Raw genomic sequence first — 21,097 nt, 5'->3', positions numbered from 1 at the left:
ATATTTTTGTTTAAATATAATTTGCGTTTTCTCTTATACTAAGATATTTTAGCTTTTCTGTGGACTAGCTTCTAATATGGGTAAATTATTTAAACTTACCCTTTCTAGTCTCTGCAACTGCTGTACCGCCAACCGCCGAAGCAATTCCATACGTTTTTATTGACTCTTTCCCTGATTAATCAAAGCTGCATTATAACTTTCTAGATTCGTAAGCACTAATAATTGATTCAATGTAGATACATCTCGCATATTTCCTTTCATAATGAGTATATTTCAATTATTTCAGACGGCAAATCCACTTCCACTGCGTCATTATTTAAAATTTTATGAATCAATCCTAAACTTTCCGCAGTTCTACATTTATCATCAAACCTAACTTGAGGTTTTTCTTTCTTCTTTCTATCATAATAGAATGGTACGATTATCTTTCCGTCATGTGATAATGCCTCCTGCAATATATGTTGCATATTTTCTGGAATTGAAATCTTTATTGGTACAACATGATGCATTAAAGAATCAAACTCCGTAGTATTTGAATAATATGTACTTAATACATTTTCTATTACAGCTTCATAAATTGACGCATAGGCAAGTATCTGATTTCGTACCTCAAATATTAAATTTTCATCAATCGCTTCTATTCCCTCGTAAAGTTTATATGCAAATCTAATTGCTTTAAACTCTGCAATAATACGATTCTTTAGCTCCATATCCTGAATAAAAGAAACTTCATTCTCGTACCATGAATCTGTCGCTAAATGATTGTTACAATAAAGTTCTATTTCACTCTTAAGTTTTTCTGAAAAAGCCATTTCCTTATTCTCCGCTCTTTAACTTCAACTTTCTCAATGAGTTTAGTTTACTATACTTAAGATGACGCGTCCATAACAAGAGTCTTTTTTAGTCTGCTTTTTGGCTTCAAATAAGCTAATGTCAGTCTTTTTGTCACAGAGTATCAGTTTTCCCAAATTGTATAACTTTTGCTAAAAAGTAAGGGTTTTGCGCCGTGGTATCATTTTTCTAAAAACCACGGGCAAAACCCTGTCAGAATATTTACCCCACCTTGCGTTCGGGGAAACTTATCCATCTCTTTTCTCGTTAAAACACAACTCCATTTTCCTCATATAATCCCGCAAACCTGCCTATAATCAAGCTTTCCGAGTCAGCAACACGGCGGTCTCAACATGAACGGTAAAACTAAACATATCCACCGGCTGCACTCTCTTCACCCCATACCCTTTTTTCGTAAGATACTCCAAATCCCGCGCAAGCGTTTCTGGATTGCACGAAATATATACCACCTTACCCGGGCACAGCTTTATGAGGGAGGAGAGGAATTTCTCATCGCTCCCTGCGCGGGGCGGGTCCATAAATACCACGTCTGCACGTTCGCCTGCGGCGGCCATAGCCTCCATAAATTGCCCCGCATCGCCCTGGCGGAACTGTACGTTGGTGATTTTGTTTTCGCGGGCGTTAATCCTGGCATCGCGCACCGCGTCTTTATTAAGTTCTACACCGATCACTTCTTTTGCTTTTGAGGCAGCAATGAGGCTGATGGTGCCAATGCCGCAGTAAGCGTCAATCACACGCTCCCTGCCGGTAAGTCCCGCAAAACGGACAGCCTCGTTATAAAGTACTTCCGTTTGTACGGGATTGACCTGGTAAAAGGACTTTGGTGAAATACGGAACGTGCGGCCGCAAAGGGTATCTCTGATGAAACCTTTCCCATAAATAACAATTTCCCTCTCACCCAGAACCATACTCGTGTGCCTGTCGTTGATGTTTAATACCACGGTGCTGATTTCAGGGTGGACCCTGCGCAGGGCCTTAACAAAATTATTTTTGGATGGGAAAATAGGTGAGCCTATGACAAGAACCACCATAACCTCATCCGTGCGAAAGCCTCTGCGGACGAGTACGTGGCGCAGCAAGCCGTACCCTGTATCCTCATCGTAGGTCTTGATTTTAAAGGATTTGAGCATCTTGCGAATAGTGCGTATAATCTCCTGGCTTTTTTCATCCTCTATCAGACATTCATCGATGGGCACTACCCTGTGTGACTTGGCTTCATAGATTCCGGAGATAATATTTCCCTTCCGGTCACGGTCAAAAACGGCGTGCACCTTATTTCGGTAAAAATAAGGTTCCTCCATACCGATGATCGGACTGATCTTAACGAATTTCTTCAGCAGAGCCTCCACCTGCTTCTGTTTTTTCTTCAATTGTTCCTGATATGGGACACCCTGATACTGACACCCTCCACATTTCTTCGCATTGGCGCAAAATCTCTGCTGTTTTTCATCCATTAGTAATTCCTCGTTTCTCCATAATTATGCCCTTTACTCTTTCTTTTGCGTAAAGTACTCTATATATTCTATCAAATCCTACGCTTACTTACAATAAATACAAAAAGCAGTTTGTTGTAGGAGCAGATTTCTTAGTGTATGCGCTTCGATCAGGAAAAACGCACCCGCAGCCAACCATCCTCAAATTTTGCGCCGGTCACGTCTCTTCCCTTGAGACTGTCGGGCACCAGAAAGCGTCTTTTTTCATTCTTTATGTTTAAGATCAGCTCATCTCCATGAAATGCAAGCTCCATTTCATCCTTTTGTGCAAAAGGCAGGGAGAGTTTCAATATCCATTCATCCTCTTCTTTTTCCACATACATGATCTGATCTTTGAAAAAGATTTCCATGGGGTCCCTGTTTTCGTAAACCAACTGCGCGGCTGCTGTGAGCGCCGGAATTCCTAAGAGTTCCCTGCTTTGCAGTTCCAGGGTAAATACAGGTATGTCTCTGAAGCTTTCATATATTTCCACCAGTCCTTCCTCCTGAAGACCGATCCATTTGTTGAAGTATCCCTCCAGAGCCTGCTGTGGATAGATCCGGTTTACAATCACGGCATCCACCTGATAGCCATATAGATGGAGACAGGTAAAATTGTGTTTTGCCTCACGTATTACTATTTTCTCCGGTGTTGTCACAATCCGCAGGCTGACGGCATCTTTGTTATCCATCAGAGCCTGCATCCTTTCCAGCTTGTCTACGAGATATGTGAGCTCCTCAAAAACATCGTCACTGGGCATTGGTATTTTGGTAAGCTTCTGCACTGCCGGTCCTGTATATTTTACCAGTTTCCGCTCTACCGGAAGCACAGTTGAGAGGAAACTGCCGAACTGCTCAGGAAATTTAAGCAATGACAGTGTTTCCCCTGTTGGAGCACAGTCCACAATCAGCACATCATAAATATTCTCTTCATAAATATCCAGGATTTTGAACAGCGAAAACAATTCCTCCAGTCCCGGAAACACCAGGATCTCCTCTGCTTCAAGACCATTTTGTGCATGGCTGGTTAGCAGTTCCTTCATATAGCCGTGAAGCTTGCCCCAGGCTTTTTCACTTTCTGCCACGGTATCGATCTCCATGGCGTACAGATCTTTTGCCACCAGCTTCGGCTCACAGTCCAAAGTAACGGCCAGTGAATCTCCCAGACTATGGGCCTGGTCAGTGCTCATCACCATAACCTTCTTCCCTTCCTTTGCCAGCTTACAGGCTGTAGACGCCGCAATACTCGTCTTTCCCACTCCGCCCTTTCCTGTATAAAATATAATACGCATATGTGCTTCCTCTCTTTCATCAATCTATTTTAATCTTATTAACTCGGCTGTTCTGCTCACCTGTATTTTTATCATCATGCTTTGATCCTGAAAACAGGCATTCCTTTACCATCTCAGACAATTCCTTTTGGATCACCTGGATGTGAGGCTTTACAGATTCCGGAAATAGACTGGCAAACGCCTGAGCTTCATACTTTTTCGCTTTTATCATATTTTCCACAAATTCTCGTTTCATTTTTTTACCTCCCTGTCAGTGCAAACAGAATTTCCACGTTCTGGTCTTTTATTTTTGCTCCTGTAATCACATAATCACGAAGAATATTGGGTAAGGCGATATTTCTTTTAAAATTACCTGCTTTTAGAATAATATCTGTACCGGACTGGTAAAGATCCAACTGCTCCTTCTTTAAACAAGGTACAAAAACCCGCATGGTATATCCTGTCTCCGTTTTTTCGTACATTTCCCCAGCCTTATGTTCTCGGACCTCGAATACTCTCTGGCCACTCAGTACCTCATCACACATGCGGTCTAAAGAGTCCGTACCGCACAGGTCGCGCTCATACCAGGGAATCTCCAACTGAGGAATCCCCTGAAAAATATCCGCCAGCTCCTCCCTATATTTCTTCTGCATTTCCATCCACTGAGTAAAAAAAGGATTGTGCAGAGAAGGCGGCAGCATACGGTTGACATATACGCCATCCACATAATAGCCATAAAGATTCAGGTACATATAATTACGTTTAGTCTCCTCCACCACCATTTTTTCCGGCATAGTCACGATTCTCACCGAAACGGTATCTCTGTCTTTCAAAAGCTCCTGGAGGGCAATTAAACGGACATAGAGCTTTTCAATGTCCGTCATAGCGGCCTGATCCGGCAGCTGAACCTTAAACAGCTTCTTTGACACAGGCGACAGCACACGCATAGCAAGCTTGCCTACAGGGAAAAACTTTTCCATATACCAGCATAGAAGTTCCGGAAACTTCAAAAGTGCCAGCGTCTCTCCGGTTGGTGCACAGTCAATCACGATCCGTTCATACTTGCGGCTCTCATAGAGATCAAGGATTTTCAGCAAAGAAAACATCTCATCCATGCCAGGAAACTTTAATCCCTTATCCAGAATATCGGTGTCTGTTCCGGTAGAACTCAACATATTTACGACTGCCCGCACCATATACGCATAATCATGCTCCATCATATAGTCTGGGTCTGCCTCAAGTGCATAGAGATTTTCTGAAAGCCTTGTCTCCTGACGTCCTATTTTTTGCTCAAACAAATCGCTGAGATTATGCGCCATGTCAGAACTGAACAATAATGTTTTCTTCCCCTCCCGGGCTGACAGTCTGGCATGGGCCGCCGCTACACTCGTCTTGCCAACACCGCCTTTGCCTGTGAATATAAGTATTCTGCTCATAAATCTGCCTCCTTTTATTTCTTGATTTGAATAATTCGGTATTCGAAGTATTTATCTAAAAAAATGGAGATGCCATCTCCGTTTTTTTAATCTATGGGAATTTTTCGTATTTTCTTATCCTCTAAAGGTTTCTGAGCTTTTGCATACTCTTCATCAAGGGCAGCAAAAATTTTCTCCAGAATCTGCATCCCCATCTTAAGCTCCTCCGCTGTGAGCTTGTTTAAAATAATCTGCCCATAGTGCAAAAATTCGCTGAGTATGCTTTTCACACAGGCCAGTCCGGTATCCGTGATCCGGATGGTCACCACCCGCTTATCCTCTTCACTGCGCCGACGTTGCAAAAGTTCCTTCTTCTCCATTCGTGCCACAATGCCGGTGGCAGTATTGAGCGGCACCTGGATATACTCGGCTATCTGAGTCATGTTCGCCTCATCTCTCCGGTACAGCAGGAGCATCACAAAGACTTCGTTTTTAGAACAGTCCATTAACACATTCTCCCAGGTCTGGGGAGACACAAGAAGTTTAAATTTATCAATATATTCAAAAATCCCCTGCTCAAGTTCCTTGATTCCCGGATTCATGTTTCTCATCTCCTCAATTTACTTCCCCTCTCGAAGTATTTACAGTATAAACCTTTGCGTGTAAAATGTCAACCTTCATCCTCCCTGTACTGGTTATTATTGTGTAGACCTTGGGTGATTGCTAATCGGTTTTAATTGGATAATTTCATCATAATATCCTTTTAACCGTTTATCCATATGATGTGTGATTGTGATTAGCGTCAGATCCTTTCTTGAGAGCAGGTTCTGTTCAATCTCAAATGCTGCCTCCTTGTCAATGGCCGAGGTGCCCTCGTCCAAAATCAATACGGGAGTCCTGCGGATAAGCGCCCTGGCCAAAGCAATCCGCTGTCTCTGACCACCGGAGAAAAGCTGTCCGTTCTCCCCTACGTTTGTATTTATCCCATCCTTAAGCGCTGATATGAAATCCCATAATCCGCTTTCACGCAAAGCTTCCTCTATCTGCTGCTGAGAAAAGCTCTGTCCCAGACAGATATTGTCTCTGATATCCGTATCAAAGAGAAATACATTCTGGTGAATCACTGCGATCAGGCTGTTTATCTCCTGCTGTCCCATCTCTTTTATAGATCTTCCATCCACAGAAATTTCTCCCTCAAAATCTTTTGAATAACCGCTGAGAAGCTTGATCAATGTAGATTTTCCGCAGCCGCTGGGCCCGGTCACCGCATACTTTTTTCCGGCTTGAAAGCAAAAGCTTTCATTTTTCAAAATCTGCTGGTCTTTTGAATACCCATAGGTGAGTCCTGAACATACCATGCTGTCGCGAAAAACAACAGGACTAACCTCATACCTAACCCCAGAAAAACTCTCCTCCGCATGCCTATCTGTATACCCTGTAAGCTTTCCTAAATGTTCCAATATGGGCTTTATCCCCTGTATTTTAGGAAAATTCTGTAAAAACAGTACAATTGGGGTGACAAAGGTTCCGCTTAGCTGAATCAGCGCCAGCAGTGTTCCCATGGTTACCTTTCCCTGCATGAGCTGCCACGCTGATACAAATACAATCACAATGATTGTAAGTGATGAAAAAATATCTGAGAAGCATTCGTTTACAGCCATCAGTTTGTCGGCTGAATATTTTTTATCAACAGTCTCTTTGCTGATGTGTAGAAATCGGCTGCGTATAAATTTGTAGGCCGAATATCCGCGTATCACTTCATATCCGTTAAAAAAGTCCTTGGCTGCTCCAGTAAACACGGATAATTGCAGTGAATAGGCATCCTGACGATTTTGAAGCTTTTTGCCGAAAAGTGCAGGTACAGCAAACAGAAGTACCAGAAAGCCCAGCAAAATAACGGTAACTAATGGACTTAGCCATAGTAGTATCCCCAGCGAAGCTAAAAACATCACTGCCATCTGAGAGCAGAGTAAAAGCGGAATGAGGTAATTTTCTTCAATCAGCTTGACATCATTGACAAGTGCGGACAGATAATCTGCCGTATTTTGCGATGCATATGTAACAGGGCTGCGTTTTAAAACTCCGCAGAAAATGTCATCACGCAGATGTCGCGTCACATTGCGTACAAGCAGTTTCCCCAGAATGGCTTCGAGAAAGCCGGTTATTCCAAGAGCGGCAAGATATGCCAGCATAATTATTAGATGTGTGCTAAATCCCTGTATATCACCTGCAATGGCTATATCGATAACCTTCTGAATTAAAATAGAGATAAATGCAGACAATACCGCCGTCACTCCTCCCACCAGGATAGCCCCCAGTAAAAGGAAACGTTCCTTGGTTCTAAAAAGCTTCATGAAAATCCTCCTTGTTTGAGATCAGTATATTTCATGTACATCAAATTTATTTTACATTTGTAAAATATCATATAATTTTATCAAAGTCAAATATATTTTATGTATATCAAATTATATTTGATCTGCATGTTGATATGAGGTTCAGATTTTCGCAAACCTTTTCCGGCGCAGGATTGTTTTCTCAATAGAAAAAGAGAGATGCTATAAAAGCATCTCCTCCACTCCATTTAAAAAACCACGTATACTTTCTTTCTGCAGACAGTAGTAAACTTTTCCGTCTCTCTTTTCCACAGTGACAAAATCGCAGATGAGCAGTGAATTCATATGATGGGACACTGTGGATGGGGACAATCCCAGGCTTTCTGCCAATTCAAGGTTGAATTTTCTGGCGCGCTTCAGCTCGCAAAGTATATCTAGCTTGCTCTTATCGCTAAGCGCCTTGGCCTGTCGGATTACCCACTCCTTTGGGTAGCTTCTTGCTGTTTTTCCGGCATCCAGGTAAGTGATCAATACACCCTGATAGCCATAGGACAGAAAGGTGACATGTATCATCGGTATAGCCAGGGAAGCGTAAAATTCCTGGCTGTGTATATAGGTCTCCGTAATTTTGGTAAATCTGTTATTTCCATCAAGCCCTTTATTCTGAAGCAGCTTCTCTAACGGCTTGTATACAGCCTCCCTCGCCCTCTCAAATGCAGGAAGATTCCGTCTTATCATCTCCATGAGTCCCGTAAACCAATAGTCAGGTCTCCGCAGCATATCAAGCACATACCATTTATCTTCCACCTTAATATCTGCCTTGTCCATCCATTTCAACAGACTGCTGTCGTCCGACAAATCCGGCAGATCCTTTTCTGATTTTATCTGAGGCTCCATCTCCGGATCAACCAGACAGTACGCTATCAACCTCCGAAGCTTCATGAAGTCCGCTGCCTCGGGTTGGTGAAGATATTCCCTGTTCTCAGTGGCAAGAGCCATGAGAAGTATAAACATTGTCTCTGACTCACCGTGACAGAGAAACTCCTCTTGCGGCGTGTCCACCTTATGCTTCTGAAAAGTTTTGATATACTTTTCAACTATCTTGAAATGCTTCTGGAAGAAAACCTCTCCGCCCAGCCCGTACTCGGCAAGCTGCTTGATTGATTCCCCCCGCCAATCCTCCATATCTGCCAGACAGAGCAGTGAAAAGGTCTCAAAAATAGGGTCCAGTTCTTTTTTCACTATGATACCCATGAAATACCTCCGTTGTTGCAATCCACGTTCGGTAATTTAATAGAATACGATCACATCTTTAAATGCGTAGATTGATATCATGCTTCCAATTATACTGATAATACGTCTAAAAATCCAGACAGATTTTAAGATTTGACCAAAAACTTCCTCACCACAAACTTTTTCTGTATTCCCCAGGCGTCAGTCCAAACTTTTCCCGAAAGATCCGAAAGAAATGACTTGGACTTGAGTAACCGCAGTTCTCCGCGATATCATAAATATCGTAGTCTGTCTCCGCCAACTGCCTCAATGCTTCCTTCAGCCTGGCCTCCTGCAAAATATCCCGACAGTTCCTGCCAGTATGCTTTTTGACATAAACTGCCAGATAGCTGGGATTGTATCCCAGCTGCGACGCAATCTGCGCAATACTGGCAGACAGACATTTTTCCTTTATGTATTGCACTGTTCTCAGAGCCTGCTCGTCCATTCCGTAGTAGCTGTACTCTCCGGTACGCACTAAATGAGTAAACAGCAGAATAAAAAGGGCCTCCAGAGCATAGGACTGGTGGAACCTTGCATCTGCATACTCCTGAATAATATTGGATACAATGGACTGGGCCTGCACATCGTGTTCCATGGAAAAGAACATATAGTTTCTCTTATTTTTGTGCGCATCCCTCAGAAAATCAGACACAGGATTCCTGTCCTCATAGAAGGCCTTCAGGGTCCGGTCAAAGCATTCCCTGTGCAGGCAGAAGTTCAAAATCAACGTTTCCCCTCCCAGACAGCGCAGGCTTTGCACCCCTCTGGGATTTACAATCGCCAGCTGGCCTTCTGACATATAGATCTCGTTTCCGTCAATCACATTCACCAGATCGCCCTGGTACACATAGTTCATCTCATAGTAGCCATGCCTGTGTTTTGGAAAATCTTCCGTTACATTGTGGCTTAAAATATAGATATTTTCATCCTCCGGAAGCTTCTCCGACAGCTGGTGCAGATCGCGGATTACGTAGGATTGATCCGCAATTTCCCTGCTATAGCGCAAAAGCGTCTGCGGCAATATAACATTACTGCGCGCAGGCGCCTTTTGCTGTTCGGAAGAAACCATAACCAGGGAATCCTTTTTTGTCTCCCTCACTTTTGCTTTCTACCGCCTTTCCTTATGTTCCAGGCAGTTCTGCCCTTCTTTGACCGTTTTATCCTATCTCCTGTGCTTTCTGCTGTGACCCCTCAGGGCATATCTGCGCCCGCTATTCTGTCTCATCCACCAAATCGCTGTCCTCCCCCATCATGTATCCGTTCACGTAAAATTCTTTTGTTTCCGGATCATCATAGGTCAGTGTCTTGCCGTCTGCCAGCTGATTTGCGATCTCCACGCCCTTTCTGCCCATTGCCTCTGAGTCCTGAAGCATGGTTCCATGCATCCTGCCCTCTATGATGGCATTGACTGCCAGCTGATTTCCGTCAAATCCAAAAACTAATGCTTCACTGCCCGCCTCTTTCACTGCCTGGGCCACGCCCAGAGCCATCATATCATTCTCTGCAAAGATAACTGCCACATCCGGATGTCCTTCCAGAATCCTTTTCGCCTTCTCGTAACCCAGATCTTCCCTGGAGTCCCCGGTTTCTTCCGCTATGATCTGATAGCCTGCTGCTTCCACCGCTTCTGTAAAGCCTTCGCCTCTGCGCCTGGCATACACCGCAGTCTCCTCACATTTTACAATCGCCATCTCTTTTCCGGTAATCTGCTTATCTCTCAGGAGGTTAACCGCGTAGTTTCCCACCTCTTCTCCGCCCGTATAGCAGTCAGAGACTATAATTGCATCCTTATCTCCGCCCCCGTCACCGATATCGACGATCACAACAGGAATCTTTTTTTCGTGGGCAAGATCAATTATCTCCGGCATCCTCTCCGGGTTACAAGGGGAAACCAGCAATGCCTCCACATCCTGGCTGATGAGGCTCTTACATCCCTTAACCATCTCGTCCGGATCACTGTTTTGGTCGTGCATCAGAAGTGTAATCCCAAGCTCCTCGGCCTTTTCCTCCACAGAAGTATCCATTCTTTTGAAGAACTGATTGTCAAGGGTATATACAGACCAACCAAACTTCCGTCCCGTGGCATTCGCCGGTTTCACTTCCTTTACCTCCATTACAGATACCGAAGCCTCTGTCTTATGTGTTCCGCACCCTGCAAGAGCCGTCACACATAAAACAACCACACCTAACCATCCTGTCCAGTTCCATTTTTTCATACCATCCGCCCCCTTCTGCAGCGCTGGCAAAATCCTCTGAATTCTGCCTGTCTTCCGTTCCTTCTAGTCAATACTATTATACGAAATCCGTTGTGAATTCGGCAGATGGTTTTTCTACATCTAAGTGTGATTTTTTTAGGTATTTAAGTAGACATAACAACGCTTGCTTACTGAAAAACGCAGGCGCAGCCTATTACTGGCTGCACAGACTGCTCACTACCTGATTGATCACTTTACCGTCCGCTTTGCCTTTTAAGTCAGCCATCACGGCTTTCATGATCTGTCCTTTATTCTTTGTGGATGCCACCTCGGCGAACTTATCCATTATATAGGCTCTGACTTCCTCCTCAGACATCAGAGTTGGAGCATACTCTTTGATCACGTCATAACGTGCCTGATACTCTGCCTTCAGGTCCTCCCTGGAGTCCGGACAGGTATCGATCTGTTCCTTCACGGTCTTCATTTCCTTTAAGATTACACGGTCTACCATATCCGAAGGTATATTGTCACGGCATCCTTCGTCAATCGCTACCTTTTTGACTGCCTCGATCAGTGAGGAAATCGAATCCTTGCGTGCCTTGTCTTTTGCCTTCATGGCTGCAATCATATCTTTTCTCAATACTTCCAGTTCCATTTTTACAAACCTCCTGATTTTATTTTTCCAGTTCCGCTGCCTGATTATTCCACAGGGACATAAAAACATCGTAAATGCGCAGACCTGATGAATAACTACAAAACATCTTACTATATTCCATTGCAAAATGCAACTTGCAGGCATTCTCTCTCCCATACAGAATGCTTTTCAAATAAGGTAAAAAAAGTGCAGAGCAGCCCCAAGCTTTCCCCGCACTTTTTAAAGTATGCCAGCTCTTTAGTCCTCACTGATCCCCGCAGTCTCAATGATGAATTTTACGCTGCTGTTTTCATTGGAATTGTCCCCTGTGAATGCATGGTACGCCTTGCCCGCATCCATCACCTGATCCAGACGGTCCAGGATATCCTGAACATCCACCTCCACCAGGTCGGTAAGCTTATGGATGCCGTCCTCGTCAAATTCCTTCATGCCATCCTTCAAGGTATTGGCCCCGTCTGACAGCTCTTCCACGCCGCTGCCTAACTGACTGCCTCCGTCTGCCAAAGTGGCGGTTCCCTCCTTTAGCTGTGCACTTCCCGCAGCCAGAGTACCGATGCCATCGCTAAGTGTTCCAGCGCCCTTTGTCAGCCTGCTGCTTCCGGCCGCCAGTTCTCCGATTCCTTTGCCAAGAGCTGTGACCCCTGTCTGAAGCTGGACGCTCCCGGAAGCCAGGGCCGCTGCGCCCTCCGATGCCTGCTTTGCTCCGCTGTTAAGCTCTGCACTTTTATCTGTGAGCTGTTTTACCCCTCCTGTGAGCTGCCCATTGCTACCGGTCAGCTCCTGGATGCCCGCATTCAATGTACTGCTCTTGCCAGCCAGATTTTTGGCCCCTTCCTGGAGCGCGGGCGCAGTGTTTTGCAATGCCTTTGCGCCTGCAGTGAGCTGATCATCATTGGCAGTAAGCTGATTGGCTCCCTTTAGAATGGTTTTCACGCTCCCGGAAATGCTATCCAGGGCAGAAGATGCTCCTTCCCTGTAACCTGCTGCATAGGCTGCAGATACGTCCTCCCCTGATTTCGTACTCTTCTGAATCGTATTCAGAGTATTGCTCAAACCATCCAAATCCGCTGTATTTTTAAAGTCTTTCCATGCGCTCAGGGAGGACTGTTGAATTGCTATGTCATTCTGCAGATAGGAGATACTGGTCCCCAGGGCTCCCACATAGCTGCTGTAGGTATCTGAGACCTTAGAGATCAAGTCACTGGGAATCTCTCCCAGTCTTCCCTGTACGTCCAGAAGTGTGTCCAGCACTGCCTGGTTCTGGGCAATGGAGGTCTCCAGGCTGCTTATGGTAGAGTCCGCAAGCTTCATAGCCTCCTTCATCTGGTCTGCCGCGCTTTTCGCCTCCCCCGCTTTGGCCACGGCATCCCCGCTCTTTTCAGATCCGCCTTGCCCGCTCAGCGCCTTCCGTTGCGCATCAATCCCGGCATCCAGTTCACGAATTCCATTTACCAGCGATTCGGTGCCGGCCACATAACCGGCAGTTCCCTTGGCAAGGGCATCCCCGCCTGCAGTGTACTGCCAAACACCGCTTGCCAGCTGGTCCGCTCCGGCGGTGTACTGGCTGATTCCGGCCTCCAGCGAGCTGGCCCCAGCCGTATACTGGCTGATTCCTCTTGCCAGCTGGTCAACACCGGAAGTATACTGCATAACTCCGGTTTCCAGCTTCTTATTTCCTGTTTTTAATTCCTTGCTTCCGGATGCCAGCGCATCCATGCCCTTTGTGAGCTCCCCTTTCTTGCTGTTCAGAGTGCTTATTCCCTTTGCCAGGGTATTCAAACCATTGATCAGCTCTCCCTTTTTACTATCCAGGGTGCTGATCCCCTGGGATAGCTCTCCCATCTTCTCATCCACAGTATTCATGCCGTCCACCAGTGTCACACAGGCGTCCTGCAGTGTCTTCACACCGTCTGCCAGCTCACCGCTCCCATCTACCAGTTCGCTGGAGGCATCCTTTAGTTCCTCGATAGAGTCCTTCAGATCATCCCAGCTGTCGGCCTCATCAAATCCAAACTGCTCCAAATCACCCGTAGCAGCTACAGTGGCTGTCATGGAGAGCGTAAAATCCTGGGCATCCGCTGTTATCTCAAAGTGATCCGGCAGCTCTACCTCCTCCGTGAGTTCACTGTCCGACAGCCTCAGACTGTCGGACAGTCCCGGAAATCCCATACCCACCACTATATTTTTGCTGCCGTCAGAGATCACCTTGCCATTCTCCGCCTGCACATTGGAAAAGTGTTCGGTGGGCAATATCACACCAGTCACCATGGTAAACGGTGTGTATACCTCCCCCTCCTTGGACTTGTTTACATAGTCAAACCGGAGCTTTACCTTGCCGCTCTTCCCCGCCAGGTCCTCGCCCAAAATCTCCCTGCCGTCCAGATAGTAGGTCACCTTCACTTCTACGGGAAGCTCCCTGTTACTTTCTCCCTGGTAGTAGATATCCTTCCCTCCAGCTTCCCAAGTGAGCTGATTTCCATTTTTTGTGAAGCTTTCGTCTCCCTTGACATTTTCAATCTCCGTCAAGTCCGCATGATCTATGAGCTGGCTCTTGCCATCCGGGTTTTTCAGCCAGTTGCTGACAATCACCTTGTCTGTGCTTCCGTCTGTGTCCGCTTTGACATAAACTGTCTCCTCTTTTTCTGTATTTTCCCCTGCTGCGTACACATATCCCATATTTCCAAAGCAGGTGCTCCCTGCCATGAGTACCGCCAGGGAAGCGGCGGCTGTTTTCACTGCTCTTCTATTTTTATTCATGATGCTTCCTCCTCATAATCAGATAATGAAACGTTTCTAAATGTCGTCAGCCCTGCACGGCCTGTTTGCCGTCTTCTGCTTTCTCTTTCCTGGGCAGAAAGCCAATGGAGGTCTTGCAGATCACCTTGTCAAAGACCATAAACATTGCCGGCAGAATGCAGATAACCACGATAGTGCTGATGATGGCTCCCCTTGATAGCAGAGTGGTGATGGAACTGATCATGTCAATCTCTGAGTACAGCCCCACGCCAAAGGTTGCGGCAAAGAAGCTGACACCGCTGATCAGAATGGACTTCATGGATGAGCGGTGGGCGCTCTTGATGGATTCCATCTTACTGCTTCCTCTGCTTCTGGCCTTCTGGTACTTGCTGGTCATCAGGATCGCGTAGTCCACAGTGGCTCCCAGCTGAATCGTCCCGATCACTATGCTGGCCACAAAGGGAAGGGTGGTCCCCGCATAGAAGGGAATTGCCATGTTTACAAAGATTGCAAACTCAATGACAGCCACTAAAATGAACGGAATGCTGATGGACTTAAATACCACCATTATGATCAGGAAGATGGCTGCAATGGAAACTATATTTACATTGCGCAGATCCACATCCGTCACATCCGCCAGATCCTTCATAAGGGGCGCTTCCCCGATTACCATGGACTTTGGACTGTAGCTCTTCACAATCCGGTCCACCTCTGCAATCTGGTCATTCACCTCATCGGTAGCTGATTTATAATTGGAAGCAATGAACTCTACCTCATAGTTGTCACTCTTAATCATGCTCTTTAGGTCATCCGGCAGCATATCCTCCGGAACCCCGCTTCCAACCATTGAGCTCATTCCAATGGCCCACTTAACGCCGTCCACGTCCTCAATCTGCTTCATCATCTCCTGCTTATCCTTGGAGCTAACTCCATCCTCTAGAAGCACCATATATACATTACTCAGATGGAACTCGTCGCTGAGTTTTGTATTCGCCATAGAACTCTCCAGATCCTGTGGCAGGGACTGATCAATATTGTAATATACTTCCACGTGGTTATTTCCATACATGGCAGGAATCAGCAGAACCAGAAACACCAGCATCCAGACCTTGTAATGCCGGGTGATAAAGCCTGATATTTTATCCAGATTCGGGATAAACGCTCTGTGCTTTGTCTTCTCAATTGCCTTGTCAAAAATCAGGATCAGAGACGGAAGCAGTGTCACACAACAAACCACTCCAATCACAACCCCCTTGATCATGACAATTCCGATGTTTTTTCCCAGCGTGAAGGTCATAAAGCAGAGCGCTGCAAAACCAGCGATTGTGGTGATGGAGCTTCCGGCCACGGACTTAAAGGTATTGGAGATGGCGTGGGCCATAGCCCTTTTCTTATCCCCCTCAAACCTCACCTTGTTTTCCTCATAGCTGTTTAACAGAAAGATAGAGTAGTCCATGGTAACCCCCAGCTGTAATACCGCTGTCAAGGCCTGCGTCAGATAGGAGATCTCTCCCATAAAAATATTGCTCCCCAGGTTGTAGATAATCGCCACACCGATACTGAATAGAAAAATAATCGGCACAATCAAGGATTCCATGGTTAGAGCCAGAACCAGCAGGCAGAGCAGGGATGCGATCACCACATAGATGGGCATCTCTCTTAAGGACAGGTTCTTGATGTCCGTCACCACACCAGACATTCCGCTGATGAAGCACTGCTGTCTGCACAGTGAGCGCATATCGCTGATGGCCTGCATGGTGGCATCAGCGGAGGTGGTGTCATCAAACAGGGCAATCATCATTGTGGCATCCCCCTGGTTGAAGGCCTCCCTTATGTTATCAGGCAGCATCTCAATGGGCACGCTGATATCCATAAAGCTGTCATACCAGAGCACATCCTTCACGTGATCCACCTGTTCTATCTGTTCCTTTAACTTCACTACGTCTTTGGGCTGCATATCTTCCACGATTACCATGGAGAACGCCCCCATCCCAAATTCATCCACCATAATGTCCTGTCCCTTAACTGTCTCCAGATGGTCCGGAAGGTAACTCAAGACGTCATAGTTAATCCTGGTGTTCACATATCCGATCACAGACGGTATGAGCAGCAACAGGCTGATGATAAATATGGGAATGCGAAATTTTACAATTTTCTTTCCTACCTTTATCATTTCTTACCTCTCCTTTTTAAAATGACTATTGGTCATTTGTTTCTTACAATGTTATACTCCAAAAATGACTATTAGTCAATGTCTTTTTTGAAGTTTATGATTCTTTTATATTTGGGGCAAAATAGCAATTGACTTTTGGTCACTTTTGTACAATAATAAAGAGAACAAAGGAGATGCAGCCTATGAATAAATTAGAAAACAATAAGAAAAAAAAGAAAGATGCCCTGCTGAATACTGCCTTTGAGCTGTTTATTACAAAGGGGATTCAGAAGACATCTATCTCTGATATTGTGGAAAAGGCAGGGGTAGCCAAGGGTACCTTTTACCTGTATTTTGCAGACAAGTACGATCTGCGCAATAAGCTGATTGCACACAAAGCCAATGAACTCTTTCAAAAGGCCTATGTGTCCATGAAATCCCAGACCTTTGCCGCCTTTGAGGATCAGGTGATTTTCATGGTGGACTACATTATAGACTGTCTAAACGCGGACCGCTCCCTCCTAAACCTGATTTCCAAGCACCTGAGCTGGGGAATCTTTACGAACGCGATCTATCAGTCTGATTCCGACACCGGACGCAATGTCTATGAGATCTACGAACAGATCATAGCAGAGTCCGGACGCACCTTGGCTCAGCCGGAGATTATGATCTATATGATCATCGAGCTGGTGAGCGGAAGTATCTACAGCCCTATACTCTACAGCCAGCCTGTGTCCCTAACTCAGATAAAGCCTTATCTGTATGAAAATATCCGGAGTATTATCAAGAGGCATACGGTAGAAGAAACCTGACTCAGGTATGCCTTAGCATACCTGAGTCAGGCAGTCCCGTTAAGGATCTTTTTCCATACTCATTTATTCCTAAATAACTTTCTGAATTTACTATTTCTTAACTTTCACCGTTGATGCAAGACCTGATTTCTTTAATAACTTTTTATAGGAGCTGAACTTGGAAGCCGGAACCTTAATCGTTGCTTTTTTCGAAATGTTCTTAAATGCTCCCTTGCCTACGGTTTTTATGGCCGTGGATTTTATAGTCACCTTTTTCAGCTTTTTACAGTTTTTAAAGGCATTGGTCCCGATGGCTGTCACTTTAAATGTGTAACCGCCTATCTTGACTGTCTTTGGTATCACAACACTCTTGACTGATTTTGTCTTTAAACCTGTCACCTTTACTGTTCCGGTGGTTGCATTCGATTTGGTAACCTGATATTTCAGGCTGCCCACGGTTGCTGTCTTTCCTACTTCAGGAACTGGTTTCTGTTTTCCTATGCTGTTTTTCAGTTCCTCCACTGCTGCCTGGGCCTTGTCGGCTGCTTCCTGGGCTGCCTGGGCCTTAGCGATGGCTTCCTCCGCTTTTTTCTGCTCAGCTGCCGCCATTTTTCTGGCTTCCTCTGCTGCTGCCTGGGCCTCTTTCTGTGCAGCCTCGGCTTTCTCTTTGGCTGCCTCGGCTTCCTTCTTGGCCGCCTTGGCCTTTTCCTCAGCCTCTTTTGCCGCTGCCTGCGCTTTTTCCGCTTCCTTCTGAGCTGCCTCTGCCTTCTCTTTGGCTGCCTGCGCCTCTGCAGTTGCCTTATCCAGATCTGCCTGGGTTGCCTTTTCCTTTACTTCTACAGTAGTATTTAACGAAAGATCGTCGGATGCTGCGCCCACATAAATTGCTCTGGAGCCTTCGGCCACAGTCCACTTATCTTGTGTTCCGTCACTGTTGACGTTCAGTGCCTCCTGGTTGGAGTTCCAGTAGGACAGGGAACGCTCGGATACATGAATCGTCACATTTCTGGTCTCGCCGGGTTTCATATCCTTTACCTTCTCATAGCCAGCCAGCTGATATTTGGCTGTCTGAACCCCCTCCGGCACCTGGGCCTCGCCCAAGTAGACCTGTGCAACCTCACTTCCTGTCACATCGCCGGTATTGGTAACGGTAAAGCTGACATCGTAACCAACCTTTTCACCCTCTTCTGCCTTCTCAACCACGGTCATATTTCCATATGCAAAGGTTGTATAGGAAAGTCCGTAGCCAAAATCATACTGCGGTTCCACTTCCATTTTGTCATACCAGCGATAACCGGTGTAGATGCCTTCGCTATAATTCATCTCATAGTTGCCGCCGCCTGGGAAGCCGCCGCCCCCTGGGAAATCACCGCCCCCTGGGAAATCACCGCCGCCTGGGAAATCGCCGCCGCCGGGGAAGCCGCCGCCGCCCTCACCATCATTGTCGGCCAGAAGTACGCTATTGTTTTGTTCCTCTTTATCGTCTTCTACTTTCACCTTAAAATTATCAAATGCTTCCTGGGAATACGTAACCAGAGTGTCCGTATTCTTTTTCGGAATCGTAAATGCAAGCTTACCGCTCGGGTTTACCTCACCGGTCAGCAAATTAGCTGTGGCAACGCCGCCGCGCTGTCCGGGATAGTACATTTCAAGAATTGCATCCGCTTCATCTATCCAGTCTTCCATGACAACTGCTGCGGAGTTGTTTAATACTACCACCACTTTATTGCCATTTTTATGTGCAGCTTCTGCCACATCCAGAATCATTTTCTGTTGGTTACTGTTTAATTTTAATGATGTGGTTTCTCTTGTTGAACCAACATTACCGGCCTCTGAGTATGCAAAAACAACAACCGTATCGTTTTCTTCTGCCGCTTTCACTGCATTATCCATATTGGCCTGTTTCTGGCTCGGAGTTACCCATGAAAGGCCTACCTGCATATCTTTTCCGTCCAATGTATTTGCAGAGGCAATACCCACTTTATAACGTTTTCCCTTTTCCATTTTTACGGTAATGGATGAAAGGTTTTCTCCTGTTTCACTCGGAATAAGGCTGCCATACCACTGTGTTCCCTGATTGACGGATGCCCCTGATGCAGAACCCATCTGAGTTTCTGTGCCGTCCTCTGCAATTGAGTAGACGCCCATAGCAGCTTTTCCACCAATGCTTTGGAATATCACGGTATACTCCCCATCTTCGGGGGCCTCTAAATAGGTTGTCCAGGTATAAGCCGGCCTCTCACTGTAGTCAAAGGCTGTTCCATCCTGCGCGTTTACATAAGTTTTGTTAGGCTCTCCATTAACCGTTCCTGTGTTAAAATCGATGCTTTCATCTTTGCAGCAGAATTCACCGATCTGATGATCTCCCATCTTCTGTTCAGGTACGCTGTTGCTTACAAATTGTCCCTGGTAGTCTCCTCCAAGATCCTCACTCTGGCCAGTGCCATAGGTTCTCACTGCGCCATGCTCTGCTCCATCTGCTGTTGTATACAGATGTTCTGTAGGTATGATGGTTCCAATCTTGTCATCATAAACCTCTCCCACAACCTTTTCCTTGCCTAAGACATCACCGAGGGCCTCATAAGGACTTGCCATGGCACTGATCGATCCATATGAACGCTCACCGCCAACTCCTGAAATCAGATTCATTCCATTTACTCCAATCACAGCCACTGTTTTACCATTGTCTGTATTTAGAGGCAGTGTCTCATCTTCATTTTTCAGCAGAACGCCGCCCTCTTCCGCAACGGTCTGTACCTTCTCATTATTTTGGTCAGACAGCTCTTTCAGTGCTTCACTATCTGCTGCCAAATCAATGATTTCTGTTCTTCCTTTTTCTTCTTTTGCATATCCGTTCTCATCCACCTCTACCAGTGTCAGATAACCGGAGCGTCCATAGGCTTTCAGAATTCGGCTTACGGACTGGTCAATCATTGCATCCATCTCTTGCTGTGTATAAGTTCCGTCCTCTACCAATTTCTGAGCATTTTCCTGGCTGTTACTCCTCATACTCGGCATTTCGATGTCTGTGCCGTCATCAATGGTAAAGGAATGGTTTCCGCCCCAGTCTGTAATTGTAAAGTAATTAAATCCCCACATATTTCTCAAGACATCCTGGAGGAGATACTGGCTCTCGGATGAGTACTCTCCATTTGTCTTATTATAAGCGGTCATTACACCCAATGCTCCGCCGTCCTTTATCGCTGTCTCAAATCCGGGAAGATACAATTCATGGAGGGTCTGTTCATCTACGGTCTGATTCACCTGACTCATCAGCGCTCCTTCATCAGATGCCACTGCAAAATGCTTGAGGACCGCTATTCCGCCTTCTGACTGCATTCCCTCTACCATATCATCGGACATGCTGGACAGTAAGTAAGCATCCTCTCCCATCTGATCTTTGGTCCGGTTCCAGAAAGGATGCCTCTGGATATCCATCTCAGCGCTCAGCATGAAAGTTCCTCCCATGGCCTTACTCTCACTGCTGTATACCTCACCATATAGGTTCGCCATCTCCTCATTCCAGGTGGCTGCCAGCATCTGCTCCTGGGGCACGTTTGTAGTTTCCTCTGTAAAGAGAAGCCCCGCAGGCCCGTCATACATTTTGATTCTTGGAACCCCCAGTCTAGGCACACCGGGCAGATCCCCTGCATTCCCCTCGTCTCCGGTACCGCTTCCGCCCAAGAAAGTGTACTTTTCCTCCGTGGTCATGGTTTTGACCAGCGCTTCCACCTTTTCATTGACAACCTCTTCATTGTCTTCTGGCTGAACCAGATCTGAGGTATAGGCAACCGGAAATTTCACGTTTTCCTTCTGAATGCCTGCAGCATTCACAATACTTCCAGCACTGCCTGTCCCAAACGCTGCCGAAGCCATGATCACCGCCATAGCCATAGCGGTGATGCGGTATCTGGTTTTTCTCTTCATAATACTTATATCCTCCATTTTTA

Annotated in this window: 15 protein-coding genes; 1 reads left to right on the top strand and 14 read right to left on the bottom strand. The window is 46.0% G+C overall.

Annotated elements, in window-relative coordinates; genetic code table 11:
• Nucleotides 1–257 precede the first annotated feature (257 nt).
• The 13 genes from AC0THY_RS05275 to AC0THY_RS05215 all read right to left on the bottom strand — a co-directional run bounded on the left by AC0THY_RS05275 (nt 258) and on the right by AC0THY_RS05215 (nt 16,377).
• Complete coding sequence (locus AC0THY_RS05275) at nt 258–812, bottom strand: hypothetical protein (RefSeq protein ID WP_489993415.1); 555 nt, start codon at nt 810–812, stop codon at nt 258–260.
• A gap of 336 nt (nt 813–1,148) precedes the next feature.
• Nucleotides 1,149–2,306, bottom strand: a complete 1,158-nt coding sequence (gene rlmD, locus AC0THY_RS05270) for a 23S rRNA (uracil(1939)-C(5))-methyltransferase RlmD (protein WP_489993414.1) — start codon at nt 2,304–2,306, stop codon at nt 1,149–1,151.
• A gap of 149 nt (nt 2,307–2,455) precedes the next feature.
• On the bottom strand, nt 2,456–3,616 hold the full coding sequence (locus tag AC0THY_RS05265; protein WP_489993413.1) for an ArsA family ATPase: 1,161 nt from the start codon (nt 3,614–3,616) through the stop codon (nt 2,456–2,458).
• Between the two features lie 19 nt (nt 3,617–3,635).
• The gene (locus AC0THY_RS05260; RefSeq protein WP_489993412.1) at nt 3,636–3,851 is read right to left on the bottom strand and encodes a hypothetical protein; all 216 of its coding nucleotides are present in this window, start codon (nt 3,849–3,851) and stop codon (nt 3,636–3,638) included.
• Between the two features lie 4 nt (nt 3,852–3,855).
• Nucleotides 3,856–5,031 carry an ArsA family ATPase gene (locus tag AC0THY_RS05255; RefSeq protein WP_489993411.1) on the bottom strand — a complete coding sequence of 392 codons (1,176 nt, stop codon included), beginning with the start codon at nt 5,029–5,031 and terminating at the stop codon, nt 3,856–3,858.
• An 86-nt stretch (nt 5,032–5,117) separates the two neighbouring features.
• Entirely contained in the window at nt 5,118–5,612 is a 495-nt protein-coding gene (locus tag AC0THY_RS05250) for a MarR family winged helix-turn-helix transcriptional regulator (protein WP_489993410.1), read from the bottom strand.
• Between the two features lie 96 nt (nt 5,613–5,708).
• Nucleotides 5,709–7,364 (bottom strand): ABC transporter ATP-binding protein, encoded by a 1,656-nt coding sequence (locus AC0THY_RS05245; RefSeq protein WP_489993409.1) that lies wholly within the window; start codon nt 7,362–7,364, stop codon nt 5,709–5,711.
• A 201-nt stretch (nt 7,365–7,565) separates the two neighbouring features.
• Complete coding sequence (locus AC0THY_RS05240) at nt 7,566–8,597, bottom strand: ArsR/SmtB family transcription factor (RefSeq protein WP_489993408.1); 1,032 nt, start codon at nt 8,595–8,597, stop codon at nt 7,566–7,568.
• Between the two features lie 148 nt (nt 8,598–8,745).
• The gene (locus tag AC0THY_RS05235) at nt 8,746–9,717 is read right to left on the bottom strand and encodes a helix-turn-helix domain-containing protein (protein WP_489993407.1); all 972 of its coding nucleotides are present in this window, start codon (nt 9,715–9,717) and stop codon (nt 8,746–8,748) included.
• A 112-nt stretch (nt 9,718–9,829) separates the two neighbouring features.
• Nucleotides 9,830–10,834: a substrate-binding domain-containing protein gene (locus AC0THY_RS05230; RefSeq protein ID WP_489993406.1), complete on the bottom strand. Its 1,005-nt coding sequence runs from the start codon at nt 10,832–10,834 to the stop codon at nt 9,830–9,832.
• A gap of 193 nt (nt 10,835–11,027) precedes the next feature.
• On the bottom strand, nt 11,028–11,468 hold the full coding sequence (locus AC0THY_RS05225; RefSeq protein ID WP_489993405.1) for a GatB/YqeY domain-containing protein: 441 nt from the start codon (nt 11,466–11,468) through the stop codon (nt 11,028–11,030).
• A 237-nt stretch (nt 11,469–11,705) separates the two neighbouring features.
• Nucleotides 11,706–14,225, bottom strand: a complete 2,520-nt coding sequence (locus AC0THY_RS05220; RefSeq protein WP_489993404.1) for a coiled-coil domain-containing protein — start codon at nt 14,223–14,225, stop codon at nt 11,706–11,708.
• A 46-nt stretch (nt 14,226–14,271) separates the two neighbouring features.
• Entirely contained in the window at nt 14,272–16,377 is a 2,106-nt protein-coding gene (locus tag AC0THY_RS05215; protein WP_489993403.1) for an efflux RND transporter permease subunit, read from the bottom strand.
• A 182-nt stretch (nt 16,378–16,559) separates the two neighbouring features.
• Here AC0THY_RS05215 and AC0THY_RS05210 point away from each other — a divergent pair, with 182 nt between their 5' ends.
• The gene (locus AC0THY_RS05210; protein WP_489993402.1) at nt 16,560–17,168 is read left to right on the top strand and encodes a TetR/AcrR family transcriptional regulator; all 609 of its coding nucleotides are present in this window, start codon (nt 16,560–16,562) and stop codon (nt 17,166–17,168) included.
• 90 nt (nt 17,169–17,258) lie between these two features.
• On the opposite strand, the gene AC0THY_RS05205 is transcribed toward AC0THY_RS05210, so the two are convergent.
• Entirely contained in the window at nt 17,259–21,074 is a 3,816-nt protein-coding gene (locus AC0THY_RS05205; RefSeq protein WP_489993401.1) for a glycoside hydrolase family 3 C-terminal domain-containing protein, read from the bottom strand.
• Between the last annotated feature and the right edge of the window lie 23 nt (nt 21,075–21,097).

Source organism: Ruminococcus sp. 8Y-12, assembly GCF_058119865.1.
Note: the sequence above shows the minus strand (reverse complement) of the source record. Positions and strands in the feature narration are given on the sequence as shown.

Bases quoted from the DNA above. Each gene is read 5' to 3' on its own strand.
- AC0THY_RS05275 (WP_489993415.1), bottom strand. From the start codon at position 812: ATGGCTTTTTCAGAAAAACTTAAGAGTGAAATAGAACTTTATTGTAAC.
- rlmD (WP_489993414.1), bottom strand. From the start codon at position 2,306: ATGGATGAAAAACAGCAGAGATTTTGCGCCAATGCGAAGAAATGTGGA.
- AC0THY_RS05265 (WP_489993413.1), bottom strand. From the start codon at position 3,616: ATGCGTATTATATTTTATACAGGAAAGGGCGGAGTGGGAAAGACGAGT.
- AC0THY_RS05260 (WP_489993412.1), bottom strand. From the start codon at position 3,851: ATGAAACGAGAATTTGTGGAAAATATGATAAAAGCGAAAAAGTATGAA.
- AC0THY_RS05255 (WP_489993411.1), bottom strand. From the start codon at position 5,031: ATGAGCAGAATACTTATATTCACAGGCAAAGGCGGTGTTGGCAAGACG.
- AC0THY_RS05250 (WP_489993410.1), bottom strand. From the start codon at position 5,612: ATGAATCCGGGAATCAAGGAACTTGAGCAGGGGATTTTTGAATATATT.
- AC0THY_RS05245 (WP_489993409.1), bottom strand. From the start codon at position 7,364: ATGAAGCTTTTTAGAACCAAGGAACGTTTCCTTTTACTGGGGGCTATC.
- AC0THY_RS05240 (WP_489993408.1), bottom strand. From the start codon at position 8,597: ATGGGTATCATAGTGAAAAAAGAACTGGACCCTATTTTTGAGACCTTT.
- AC0THY_RS05230 (WP_489993406.1), bottom strand. From the start codon at position 10,834: ATGAAAAAATGGAACTGGACAGGATGGTTAGGTGTGGTTGTTTTATGT.
- AC0THY_RS05225 (WP_489993405.1), bottom strand. From the start codon at position 11,468: ATGGAACTGGAAGTATTGAGAAAAGATATGATTGCAGCCATGAAGGCA.
- AC0THY_RS05220 (WP_489993404.1), bottom strand. From the start codon at position 14,225: ATGAATAAAAATAGAAGAGCAGTGAAAACAGCCGCCGCTTCCCTGGCG.
- AC0THY_RS05215 (WP_489993403.1), bottom strand. From the start codon at position 16,377: ATGATAAAGGTAGGAAAGAAAATTGTAAAATTTCGCATTCCCATATTT.
- AC0THY_RS05210 (WP_489993402.1), top strand. From the start codon at position 16,560: ATGAATAAATTAGAAAACAATAAGAAAAAAAAGAAAGATGCCCTGCTG.
- AC0THY_RS05205 (WP_489993401.1), bottom strand. From the start codon at position 21,074: ATGAAGAGAAAAACCAGATACCGCATCACCGCTATGGCTATGGCGGTG.